The 10737-nt window shown below is 72.2% G+C and carries 13 protein-coding genes; 5 read left to right on the forward strand and 8 right to left on the reverse strand.

Translation table 11 applies throughout. The annotated features are described in order from the left end of the window. Nucleotides 1-3: 3 nt before the first annotated feature. The 5 genes from ACFYON_RS10390 to ACFYON_RS10410 form a co-directional block, all read right to left on the reverse strand. A complete protein-coding gene (locus ACFYON_RS10390; protein WP_354863403.1) occupies nt 4-975 on the reverse strand; it encodes an ABC transporter permease subunit in 972 nt (323 codons plus the stop codon). Beyond that, nucleotides 972-1871 carry an ABC transporter ATP-binding protein gene (locus ACFYON_RS10395; protein ID WP_354863402.1) on the reverse strand — a complete coding sequence of 300 codons (900 nt, stop codon included), beginning with the start codon at nt 1869-1871 and terminating at the stop codon, nt 972-974. Before ACFYON_RS10395 ends, ACFYON_RS10390 begins: the two co-directional genes overlap by 4 nt. After that, entirely contained in the window at nt 1868-2263 is a 396-nt protein-coding gene (locus ACFYON_RS10400; RefSeq protein ID WP_357708037.1) for a GntR family transcriptional regulator, read from the reverse strand. The genes ACFYON_RS10395 and ACFYON_RS10400 overlap by 4 nt, the downstream gene beginning before the upstream one ends. Before the next feature lie 69 nt (nt 2264-2332). After that, nucleotides 2333-3448: a serine hydrolase domain-containing protein gene (locus ACFYON_RS10405; RefSeq protein ID WP_357707823.1), complete on the reverse strand. Its 1116-nt coding sequence runs from the start codon at nt 3446-3448 to the stop codon at nt 2333-2335. Nucleotides 3449-3545: 97 nt separating this feature from the next. After that, nucleotides 3546-3737, reverse strand: a complete 192-nt coding sequence (locus ACFYON_RS10410) for a hypothetical protein (protein WP_357707821.1) — start codon at nt 3735-3737, stop codon at nt 3546-3548. Between the two features lie 204 nt (nt 3738-3941). Between ACFYON_RS10410 and rnhA the strand changes: the two genes are divergently transcribed. Beyond that, on the forward strand, nt 3942-4508 hold the full coding sequence (gene rnhA, locus ACFYON_RS10415) for a ribonuclease HI (protein WP_357707819.1): 567 nt from the start codon (nt 3942-3944) through the stop codon (nt 4506-4508). On the opposite strand, the gene ACFYON_RS10420 is transcribed toward rnhA, so the two are convergent. The 3 genes from ACFYON_RS10420 to ACFYON_RS10430 all read right to left on the reverse strand — a co-directional run bounded on the left by ACFYON_RS10420 (nt 4427) and on the right by ACFYON_RS10430 (nt 6117). After that, complete coding sequence (locus ACFYON_RS10420; RefSeq protein ID WP_357707817.1) at nt 4427-4687, reverse strand: hypothetical protein; 261 nt, start codon at nt 4685-4687, stop codon at nt 4427-4429. The genes rnhA and ACFYON_RS10420 overlap by 82 nt on opposite strands. A 109-nt stretch (nt 4688-4796) precedes the next feature. Next, the gene (locus ACFYON_RS10425) at nt 4797-5051 is read right to left on the reverse strand and encodes a preprotein translocase YidC (protein ID WP_357707814.1); all 255 of its coding nucleotides are present in this window, start codon (nt 5049-5051) and stop codon (nt 4797-4799) included. Nucleotides 5052-5271: 220 nt separating this feature from the next. After that, nucleotides 5272-6117 (reverse strand): pentapeptide repeat-containing protein, encoded by an 846-nt coding sequence (locus tag ACFYON_RS10430; RefSeq protein WP_357708035.1) that lies wholly within the window; start codon nt 6115-6117, stop codon nt 5272-5274. A gap of 364 nt (nt 6118-6481) precedes the next feature. On the opposite strand from ACFYON_RS10430, the gene ACFYON_RS10435 reads away from it, so the two are divergent. From ACFYON_RS10435 to ACFYON_RS10450, 4 genes are all read left to right on the forward strand, one after another. Then, on the forward strand, nt 6482-7489 hold the full coding sequence (locus tag ACFYON_RS10435; protein ID WP_355096496.1) for an ABC transporter permease: 1008 nt from the start codon (nt 6482-6484) through the stop codon (nt 7487-7489). A gap of 57 nt (nt 7490-7546) precedes the next feature. Continuing rightward, nucleotides 7547-9292 carry an ABC transporter substrate-binding protein gene (locus ACFYON_RS10440; protein WP_355096498.1) on the forward strand — a complete coding sequence of 582 codons (1746 nt, stop codon included), beginning with the start codon at nt 7547-7549 and terminating at the stop codon, nt 9290-9292. Nucleotides 9293-9355: 63 nt separating this feature from the next. Beyond that, nucleotides 9356-10345 (forward strand): ABC transporter permease, encoded by a 990-nt coding sequence (locus ACFYON_RS10445; RefSeq protein WP_354863393.1) that lies wholly within the window; start codon nt 9356-9358, stop codon nt 10343-10345. 15 nt (nt 10346-10360) lie between these two features. Beyond that, a partial coding sequence (locus tag ACFYON_RS10450; protein ID WP_387188395.1) for an ATP-binding cassette domain-containing protein occupies nt 10361-10737 on the forward strand: 377 nt, incomplete at its 3' end.

Consider the following 10737-nt stretch of genomic DNA (forward strand, 5'->3'; position numbering starts at 1 on the left):
GTACTAGATCATCCGGCGCCGTACCCGCCACACCACCACGCCGATCAGGACCGCCGCGACGGCGACGAACAGGGCCGCCTCGATGAGCTGGAACGTCCAGAACCGGTCGGCGGGGTGGTAGACGCCGAACTGCTGGATGCCCCGCGCGTGCAGGAACTGGCTGAGGTTGGTGCCGGCCCGGTCGGCGGCGCCTGCCAGCTCGTCGTACTCGGTCCGGCTCAGCCTGCGTCCGGTGGCGTCCGTGTAGCCGTGTTCGATCACCCAGTCGGCGATGCCGGGCACGGGCCGTTGCCGGTCGTCCGACCCCGCGGCGGGGATGGGTGCCGTGGCGGTGAGCGGCGTGGCGTACGCGGGGCGGGCCAGCAGCGCCACCGACATCCGGGCGGCGAGGAACGCCCCGAAGGCGACGCCGAACGCGGGCAGGCTGCGTCGCAGGATCGCCCCCGCGGCGGTGGCGACGCCGAAGGCGAACAGCGCGTACGCCACCGGAACAAGCCCTTCCAGGTCGAAGGCGTCGTACTGGAACCGCCCCTCCCACGCGTCGAACGGCTGACGGAACCAGGTGAGCACAGCGGTGAACATCCCGGTGAGCGCGACGGTGACGCCGGCCAGCGCGGCGAGCTTGGCCGCCAGCCAGCGCATCCGCGGCACGGCCTGCGTCCAGGCGAGCTGCCAGGTGCCGTCCTCCAGTTCGCGTGCGAGCAGCGGCGCGCCGAGGAACGCGCCGATGACGACGGGGACCAGGTAGAAGGCCGCCAGGAGGTTCTCGACGTAGCCGTACTCCTCGTCGAGCCGGCGGAAGGACGCCGCGCAGGCCTCGTCGACGCCGGTCTGCCCCGCGCACCGGGCGGGGCCGCCGGGGAACAGGTCGTGGGCCTGCGTCCCGAGCACGAGCAGGGCGACGCCGGAGATGCCGACGAGCAGACCCAGGACGCAGACCTCGGTCCGGTGCTGGCGCCAGATCAGCCACGTCATGCCGGCACCTGCGGCGTGAGCGCGGCGTCCGGCTGGGAGGGCCGGCGCAGGTACGCCAGCACCAGGTCCTCCAGCGCGACCGGCCGGGCCTGCCACCCGGGCGCGGCGGGGAGCCCGCCGTCGCGTACCAGCAGGGTGGTGTGCCGGTCGCTGTGGACGGCCTCCACCACGGCGCCGGACCGGTCGGGGTCGGTGGCCGTGCGCGGGCCGACGAGTAGCCGGTGCTCGGCGAGGAGGGTGTCGATGTCACCGGTGAGCGTGACCCGGCCCTGGTTGAGCACGACCAGGTGGTCGCAGGCGCGTTCCAGCTCGTGCACGACGTGGGAGGAGAACAGGACGGTCACCCCGCCTTCGGCCACCGCGCCCATGAGGACCTGCAGGAACTCGTGCCGGGCCAGCGGGTCGAGGCTGGCCACCGGTTCGTCGAGGACGAGCAGGTCCGGCCGCTTCGCCAGGGCCAGCGCCAGCGCGACCTGGGCCTGCTGCCCGCCGGAGAGCGCACCGGTCCTGCGGTCGAGCGGGATGCCCAGCGTCGCCAGCCGGCGCTCGGCCAGCCCGTTGTCGAACCGCAGGTTGCAGGCCCGGCCGAAGCGGAGCATCTCGGCGACGGTGAAGCGCTTGTACAGCGGGTGGTCCTGGGCCAGGAACCCGATCCGGGACAGCGTCCGCGGGGTGCTCGCCGTGACGTCGTGGCCGAGGACCTCCACCGTGCCGGTGCTCGGCGCCAGCAGCCCGACGACCAGGCGCAGCAGCGTGGTCTTGCCCGCACCGTTCGGCCCGACCAGGGCGATCACGCCGCCCTCCGGCAGGGCCACTGTGCAGTCGCGCAACGCCCAGCCCTTCCGGTACCGCTTGCCCAGACCGTCGGTGCGCAGCGCGAACCCGGTCGCCGTCACGCCACGTCCTCGTTTCTCGTCTGCTGGCGAACGGAGGCGAACAACGCGTCGACCGCCTGTTCATCGAGGCCGGCCGCGTACGCGCGGCGCAGCCAGGTCTCCAGGCCGCGGCGTAGCGACGTGTACGTCGACGCCGACATCGCGGCCGACTGCTGTTCGGTGACGAACGTGCCCTGGCCGGGCCGGCCGGTGACCAGGTTCTCCTGCTCCATCTGCCGGTACGCCTTGGCGACGGTGTTCGGATTGATGGCCAGGTCCTCGACCACCTCGCGGATGAGCGGGAGGCGGTCACCGGGTTGGAGGAAGCCCAGCAGCACCGCCTGGCGGACCTGCTGGACGAGTTGCAGGTACGGCGGCACGCCGGAGTGGGTGTCGAGCCGGAAGACGAACACGGTCAGCCCTTTCACTGCTTTACTAGGAGCATAGTAAAGCAGCCGGGTCGCGTGAGCGAGATTCGACCCTTACCGGTGGCCGGTCGCCTCGGCGACGCGGTCGCGCACCAGCGTCCGCAGCCGCTCCATCGGGTCGCCGTCGCCCGCGCCGAGCCGGTTGCGCACCGCCGCCACCGTCAACCCCAGTCCCGGGTACGCGAACGCGAGGCTGCCGCCACTGCCGGCGGTGCCGAACGATCCGTCGTCCTCGACCGCGTACCCGAGGCCGAACGCGCTCTCCTGCCCGAACACCCACTCCTGCGCGCGTACCGCCGGGGCGGACACCTCCCGCATCCGCTCGGCGGAGATCAGCCGTACCCCGTCGACCGGGCCGAGCAGCGCCGCGTACATCCGGGCCACCGCGCGGGCGCTCATCGTGCCGACCGACGGCACGTCGGCGCGCAGCACGTCGGGGCGTGAGCCGATGACGGTGTCCGGGCGTACCGCGGGCGGGGCGACCGCGTCGAAGTGCGGCAGGTTGGCCCCGGCCCAGGCCATCAGCGCGGACAGGCCGGCGTCCTCCAGCCGGGCCAGCCGGGGCAGGTCCGCTTCCGGCACGCCGAGGAACAGTTCCCGGTCCACGCCCAGCGGCCCGGCCACCTCCTCGGCGAGCACCCGCGACACCGGCACGCCGGTGACCCGCCGGACCACCTCGCCGAGCAGCCAGCCCCACGTCCAGGCGTGGTACGCCAGCCGTTCGCCGGGCGCCCACAGCGGCCGCGCGTCGGCCAGCAGCGCGCACATGCGCGTCCAGTCGGTGAAGTCCTCCGGCGTGACGTCGGCGGGCAGCGCGGGCAGGCCGGCGGTGTGGGTGAGCACGTGCCGCAGCGTGATGCCGCCCTTGCCGTGCCGGGCGAACTCCGGCCACACCGCTGCGATCGGCAGGTCGTAGTCGAGCCGTCCCCGCTCGGCCAGCACGTGCACCACAGTGGCGGTGAGTCCCTTGCCGGTGGAGACCGCGTGCACGGGCGTGTCGGCGGTCATCGGCCGGCCCGTCGTGGTGTCGGCCGGCCCGGCCTGCTCGGTGACGATCGCGACGCCGTCCAGGTACGCGGCCACCTGCACGCCGGCCTCCCGGCCGGAGGAGACCAGCTCGCCGATCGTCGCCCGCACCTCGGCCCGCAGGCCGTCCCACCGTGTGTCCACGATCCCGCAGCGTGCCAGACCGGGGCATCGGCGTCGTCTGCTTTTCGCCGCCACCGAGGGTTGGTTCGCTGTCGTCACCGGCGCTCGTCGGTGGCGCTCAGCGGGTGACCGCGGTCGGCGCGCTGCCGGCGGCGCCCTGGGCGGGCGGCCGGTTCGCGTCATCGGCGAGGAGCCGGGCGCGCAGCGCGGCGATCGTCTCCTCACCGACGCCGACGCCGACGCCGACGCCGAGCCGGCCGGTCACGTAGCCGCGCACCGAGCCGTGTGCGGCCCGCAGGTCGGCGAGCACCAACCGGATGATCTCGGCGGGCGCTCGCCCGTACGAGGAGAGCCGGCCCCGGGCGACAGTGCGGCCGTCGCCGGTACGGCATCCGCCGAGGTCTCGGAAGTTGCAAAGTGTGGCGAGTCCGGGGGAGTGATCATGACGGCAGGCTAGCCGGGCGCGGCGGGTCGGGTGGTCCCGCGCGCTCGCGTACCCGGTAGGTTGCCGGGCATGGCGGAGGCGGAGACCGGCCGGGTCGTGGAGATCTGGACCGACGGCGCGTGCAGTGGCAATCCCGGGCCCGGCGGATGGGGCGCGGTGCTGCGCTGGGGCGGCCACGAGCGGGAGCTGTGCGGCGGCGAGGCCACCCCGACCACGAACAACCGGATGGAGCTGACCGCCGCGATTCGCGCGCTGGAGAGCCTGACCCGCCCGGTCACGGTACGGCTGCACACCGACAGCACGTACGTGCGCAACGGCATCACCGGCTGGCTGAACGCGTGGAAGCGCAACGGCTGGCTGACCGCCGCGAAGCAGCCGGTGAAGAACGCCGACCTGTGGCAGGCGCTGGAGGCGGCCTGCGCCCGGCACGACGTGACCTGGCTGTGGGTGAAGGGCCACAACGGGCACCCGGAGAACGAGCGCGCCGACGCGCTGGCGAACCGGGGCATGACCGAGGCGCGGGGCACCGGCCCGGCCGCCACCCCGCGCGCGCGTCAGCGCAGCGGCCGGCCCTCTTCGATCTCCTCCGGCTCCTCGGACGGGTCGCCGGTGCCGGAGACGGCCGCGACGTCGTAACCGGCCCGGCTCACCTCCCGTGCGGACCGCCGGTCCTCGGCGGGCAGGTCGGCGAAGTCGTCACCGGTGTCGTCGGTGGTGTGCAGGGACTCGCCCGGCGGGCGCAGCGACGCCTCGTACGCGGTCGCGCCGTCGGGCTCGTCGTCGGCCGCGCGGCCCAAGGACTCTTCACTGGTCATGTCGCACTCCTGCCCGCAGCGGGTGACGGCAAACGTTCAGTGGCCCGAGCCGGTCGGGTTGCCCGAGCCGGTCGGGTGGTCGGCGCCGGTCTGGTGGGCCGGTGCCCGTTCAGCGGGCGGCGTCCGGTCCGCGCGCCGCGTCCGGGTGGGTCGGCATCGAGGAGCCGCCCGAGCTGGTGCCGGAGGCGCCGCCCGCCATGCCGGACCCGTCGTCCTCGGTCACCTCGTCCGGTTTCGGCGTGCCGGGGGCGGGCGCCGGCACGTCGGTGTCCGCGGCCGTCTGCACCAGCGGAACCTGCCCGGCCTCGTCCTCGGCGTGCGCCGGGTCGACCGGCTCCTCACCGTCGCGTGCCCGATACCCCACCGGTGCCCTCCCGTCGGTCGGTCGTCGTCCGCGCCGCCTACCCCACCCCACCCCCACCAAACCCACCGTCCTCGCCCCCTGCCCTGTTCCGCGGTGATCAAGGAGTTCGTGTCCCGATCCCGCTCTGCGCCGGACGCAAACTCCTTGATCACCAGCCCGGGTCAAGGCGGGCGGGCCGGAGGGCTCGTCGATGGGCGGGCCGGTGCGGGAGCGAGTCCGGTCAGCGGCGGCGCGGGCGAGGGCGGGCCGGGGTCAGCGTCAGGGACCAGTGGGCCGGGCGGCGTAGCCCTGGCGGCAGGACCGTGCGGTGGTCGCCGCGCGCGGCGTCGAGCTGCGACTGGTGGGTGAACAGGCACTCGCCCAGGTCCGCGCCGCGCAGGTCGGCCCCGCGCAGGTCCGCGCCGGTCAGGTCGGCGGCGCCGAGGCGTACGCCCCGCAGGTCGGCGCCGATCAGGCAGGCGCCGCGCAGGTTCGCGCCGGCCAGCGGGGTACGGCGCAGGTTGACACCGATCAGCATCGCGCCCCGGCGGTCCGGGCCGGCCCGTCCGGCGCGGGCCTGTTCGGCGGCGCGGGACAGCAGGCGGTTGGCCCGGTTCCGGTGCGCGTCGGCGTCGAGGGCGAGCAGGTCGTCAGGGGTGCCGTCGGTGAGCCGGCCGGTCTCGTCGAGCGCGGCGGTCAGCTCGTCGCGCAGCGCGCCGGGAGGGGTCAGGCGTACCGCCTCGGTCAGGTACCACAGCAGCTCGTGCAGCGGTCGCAGCACGGCGAAGCTGTCGAACATCCGCTGTGCGATGGCCGGGTCGGCCCGCCAGTCGCGCCCGGCGAACGTGTGCTGGGTGAGGTGCTGACCGGCGCCGAAGCAGTCGAAGACGGTGCAGCCGGGAAAGCCGCGTTGCCGCAGCTCGGTGTGGATGCCGCAGCGGAAGTCGGCGCCCAGGTTCGGGCAGGGCCGCCCGGCCGGCTTGTCGATGGCGAAGTCGGCCGACGCGGTGAACGCCGGCGCTACGCAGCACACCCCGGCGCAGCGCGAGCAGTCCGCCCGCAACTCCCGGCCGCCCACCACGCGCACCCCCACGTTCCCCTCGCGACACCCCGACCCATTCTCTCCACCCACCCGTCCCCTCCAACCCCCGCCCCACCCCGCGCCAACCTCATGATCGACGGGCACGTACGGGGGAGGTGGGCGGTGGAATGGCCGAACGGCTGACAACGGCTTGAGCGCCTTGCGGCAACGCATTCCGAAACCGCTGTACAGGTGGCTGAAAGGCTGACAACCGAATCGCGCCGTTATTGCGCCGATGCATCCCGTAGGCCGGATCGTTGTCAATGCACGACAACCGGAACGGCCGTTATCGGAACGATTCTTTTCAGTGCTCCGGAGCGCATTACCGTCGGGTGGCAGGGCGTTTTCGTCCCCATCGGGAGGACTGCTCATGAGCGAACTGACGCACCCACCGGCCGCTCCCGGCCCCGACGTCGAGGTCGTTCCCGCCCCGGCCGGCCGGCCCGGCGAATTCGTCGGCCGGTCACCCAACCAGCTCGCCTGGCTGCGACTCAAGCGCGACCGTACGGCCCGGGCCAGCGCCGTGACGCTCGCCCTCGCCGCGGTGGTCGCACTCGGCGCGCCGCTGCTCGGCAAGCTCACCGGAATCGACCCGACCGACAAGTTCGCCGGCCGGCTCAACGATTTCGGAATGCCGATCGGGTACGCCGGCGGAATCAACGCCGACCATTGGCTGGGCCTCGAACCCGGCAGCGGCCGGGACATCCTCATGCAACTGGTCTACGGGCTGCGGACGTCCCTGTTCATCGCGTTCACCTCGGCGTTGCTGGCCTCGGGAATCGGGGTCGCGGTGGGCGTGCTCGCCGGGTGGGCCAGAGGCTGGCTGGACAGCGTCGTCAACTGGCTGATCGACCTCACCCTGGCGTTCCCGTTCCTCATCTTCGCGCTGGCGGTCATCCCGATCCTCCAGGACCGCTTCTACTCCGACCGGGAGGCGCCGACGCCCGCGTTCCGGGTGGCCCTGATCATCGCCACCTTCGGCCTGTTCAGCTGGACGTACACCGCGCGGCTGGTCCGCGGGCAGGTGATCTCGCTGCGGGAGCGGGAGTTCGTCGACGCGGCCCGGGCCGCCGGCGCCGGCACCGCGCACATCCTGCTGCGGCAGCTGCTGCCGAACATCTGGGCGCCGATCCTGGTCACCGTCTCGCTGATGGTGCCGCAGTTCATCGCCATCGAGGCGGCGCTGGCGTTCGTCAACATCGGCGTCACCGAACCCACGCCCGACCTGGGTCGCATGATCTTCAACAGCATCGGCTACGTCGCGAGCGACCCCTGGTACACCCTGTTCCCCGGGTTGACGATCTTCCTGCTGGTCCTGGCGTTCAACCTGCTCGGTGACGCGCTGCGCGACTCGCTGGATCCCCGCTCCACCCGGTAGTCCCACGGCCGTCACATGCCCGGCCGGCGGGGGCCGCCGGGCAGGAAGGAGCACGCAGTGCGCGCACGAACCCGGACACTGACAGGTGTCCTCGCCGCGGCGGCGCTGGCCGCCGCCGGCTGCAGCCCCACCACCGACGACAGCGGCGGCGGGGACCAGGAGACGAAGACCCAGAGCGGCTCGATCTCGTACGAGGCCGCCGACAACCAGGGCCCGGCGAAGGACGTCGACGGGGCGAGCCGGGGCGGCACGCTCACCGTGATGCAGCCGGCCGACTTCGAGCACCTCGACCCGGCCCGTAACTACGTGAATGTGCAGCAGGTCGCCGGCGGGCTGCTCTACCGCCCGCTCAACGGCTACAAGGAGGACGGCACCGGCAAGCTGCTGCTCGTCGGCGACCTGGCCACCAACCCCGGCAAGGACGTGAACGGCGACTGCAAGGTCTGGGAGTTCACCCTGCGCGACGGCGTGAAGTACGAGGACGGCACGCCCGTGACCAGCAAGGACGTCGCCCACGGCATCGCGAGATCGTTCGCGGCGAACCTCAACGAGGGCCCGCACTACATCCAGCAGTGGCTCTACCCCGGCGGGGCGTACAACGCCTCCTACAAGGGACCGTACGACGGCGGCAAGCCGGTGCCCGACGGCGTCACCACACCCGACGACCGCACCATCCGGTTCACCTTCCCGCAGCCGCACTGCGACCTGCCGTACGCCGCGGCGCTGCCCACCAGCGCGCCGGTGCCCGCCGCGAAGGACACCCGCGCCAACTACGACCTGCGGCCGTTCTCGTCCGGGCCGTACCGGGTGAAGGCCTACCAGCGCGACGTGTCGCTGGAGCTGGAACGCAACCCCAACTGGGATCCGGCGACCGACCCGGTCCGCAACGCGTACCCGGACGCGATCCGGATGACGTTCGGCCTGGAGCAGGCCCAGATCGCCGAGCGGCTGGTCGCCGACGGGCCGGCCGACCAGGCGGCGCTGAGCTGGTCGGACGTGCCGCCGTCGGTGCTGCCCCGCACCACCGGATCCGGCGTCGCCGGCCGGGTGGTGCGCGGCCCGACGCAGTACAACTGGGTGCTGAGCATCAACACCCAGCGGGTCACCGACCTGGGCGTACGGCGGGCGCTGAACTACGCGGTCGACAAGGACGCCCTGCTCAAGGTGCTCGGCGGGCAGGCCGCCGGCTCGCCGGCCAGCACGCTCATGTCACCCACCACAGCCGGTTTCGTCCCGTACGACGTGTTCAACGCCCCGGTCACCGGCGACAAGGCCAAGACCGCCGAACTGCTCGCCGGCAAGCGGCCGAAGCTGGTGCTCGCCCACTCCAACCTGGAACTGCGTACCCAGCAGGCCGAGGCGCTGCGCAAGAACCTCACCGATATGGGCTTCGACATCGTGATGAAGCCGATTGACAACAGCAGCTACTACGACGAGGTCGGCCGCAAGGACAACCCGTACGACCTCTACCTCACCGGCTGGGGCTCGGACTGGCCCACCGGCTCGACAGTCATCCCGCCGGTCTACGACGGCCGGGAGATCGTGGCCGAGGGCAACCAGAACATGTCGTACCTCAACGAGCCGTCGGTCAGCGCGGAGATCGACCGGGTCCGCGGCCTGCCGGCCGCCGAGCAGGACGCCGGCTGGATGGCGCTCGACCGCATGATCATGGAGAAGTACGCCCCGGTCGTGCCCTGCTACTACGACGCCACCTACGAGCTGCACGGCTCGAAGGTCGGCAACGCCTTCCTCAGCGACGCGTTCGGAATCATCTCGCTCAACGGCATCTACGTGAAGAAGTGACAGCCGCGCGGGGGCGGCGGTCACGGCTGCCGTCCCCGCGCCCCACCCGGGGGAGGTGCTCCCGTGCTCCGTTTCGTCGTGCGGCGGCTGCTCGTCGCCGCCCTGACCCTGGTCGTCATCAGCCTTGTCACGTTCGGTCTCTTCTTCGCGGTGCCGAGCAGCCCGGCGAAGGTGATGTGCGGCAAGAACTGCACGGCCGAGGACATCGCCCAGGTCGAGCGCCGCCTCGGCATCGACCAGCCGCTGCCCCGGCAGTACGCCGACTTCGTCAGCGGCGTCTTTGCCGGCCGCACCTACGGCGAGGGCGACTTCCGGCAGGACTGCCCGGCGCCCTGCCTGGGCTACTCGTTCCGCAACAACCAGCCGGTCACCGAGATCGTCGCCCAGCGCGCCCCGGTGACGTTCAGCATCGTCCTCGGCGGCGCCGTGCTCTGGCTCGGCCTCGGCATCTCGCTCGGCATGGTGTCGGCACTACGCCGGGGTACGGCGTTCGATCGCGCCGCCATCGGCGTCACGCTGGCCGGGGCGTCCATGCAGGTCTACTTCTTCGGGCTGATCCTGCTCTACCTGCTCGTCTACTCCACCGGGCTGCTGCCGTTCCCCAGCTACACCCCGCTGACCGAGAGCCCGGCCCGCTGGGCTGCCGGACTGCTCCTGCCCTGGATGACGCTGGGTTTCCTCAACTCGGCGCTGTACGCCCGGCTGTCCCGGGCGCAGATGTTGGAGACGCTGTCGGAGGACTTCGTCCGTACCGCCCGGGCGAAAGGACTGCCCGCCCGGAAGGTGCACACCCGGCACGCGCTGCGGGCGGCGATCACGCCGATCGTCACGATCGCCGGACTGGACATCGGCAGCAGCCTCGGCGGCACGTTCATCACCGAGACCATCTTCGGCCTCCAGGGTCTCGGCAAGGCGACAGTGGAGGCGGTGCAGTTCCTCAACCTGCCGGTCGTGATGGCGACGGTGCTGCTGGCGGCGGTGTGCATCGTGGTCGCCAACATCGTCGTCGACGTGCTGTACGCGGTGATCGACCCACGGGTCCGGCTGAGCTGACGGGAGGGATCGGACATGGTGGAGTTTCCGGCGCCGCGTCGCGGCGAAGGCCCGTACCTGCAGGTCAGGGATCTGCGGGTGCGGTTCGACACCGAGGACGGTGTGGTGCGGGCTGTGGACGGTGTGTCGTTCGCGGTCGAGCGGGGTCGCACGTTGGGGATCGTGGGGGAGTCGGGTTCCGGTAAGAGTGTGACGTCGTTGGCGATCCTGGGCTTGCACAACGCGAAGCGCACGTCGATCTCGGGGGAGATCTTCGTGGGTGGGCGTCAGTTGGTGGGTTTGGGTGAGGAGGAGATTCGTCGGTTGCGGGGCCGGGACATGGCGATGATCTTTCAGGATCCGTTGTCGGCGTTGCATCCGTACTATTCGGTGGGTAAGCAGATCGCTGAGGC

The organism is Micromonospora sp. NPDC005686, assembly GCF_042871665.1.
Classification (GTDB): domain Bacteria; phylum Actinomycetota; class Actinomycetes; order Mycobacteriales; family Micromonosporaceae; genus Micromonospora.

Bases quoted from the DNA above. Each gene is read 5' to 3' on its own strand.
- ACFYON_RS10390 (WP_354863403.1), bottom strand. From the start codon at position 975: ATGACGTGGCTGATCTGGCGCCAGCACCGGACCGAGGTCTGCGTCCTG.
- rnhA (WP_357707819.1), top strand. From the start codon at position 3,942: ATGGCGGAGGCGGAGACCGGCCGGGTCGTGGAGATCTGGACCGACGGC.
- ACFYON_RS10420 (WP_357707817.1), bottom strand. From the start codon at position 4,687: ATGACCAGTGAAGAGTCCTTGGGCCGCGCGGCCGACGACGAGCCCGAC.
- ACFYON_RS10435 (WP_355096496.1), top strand. From the start codon at position 6,482: ATGAGCGAACTGACGCACCCACCGGCCGCTCCCGGCCCCGACGTCGAG.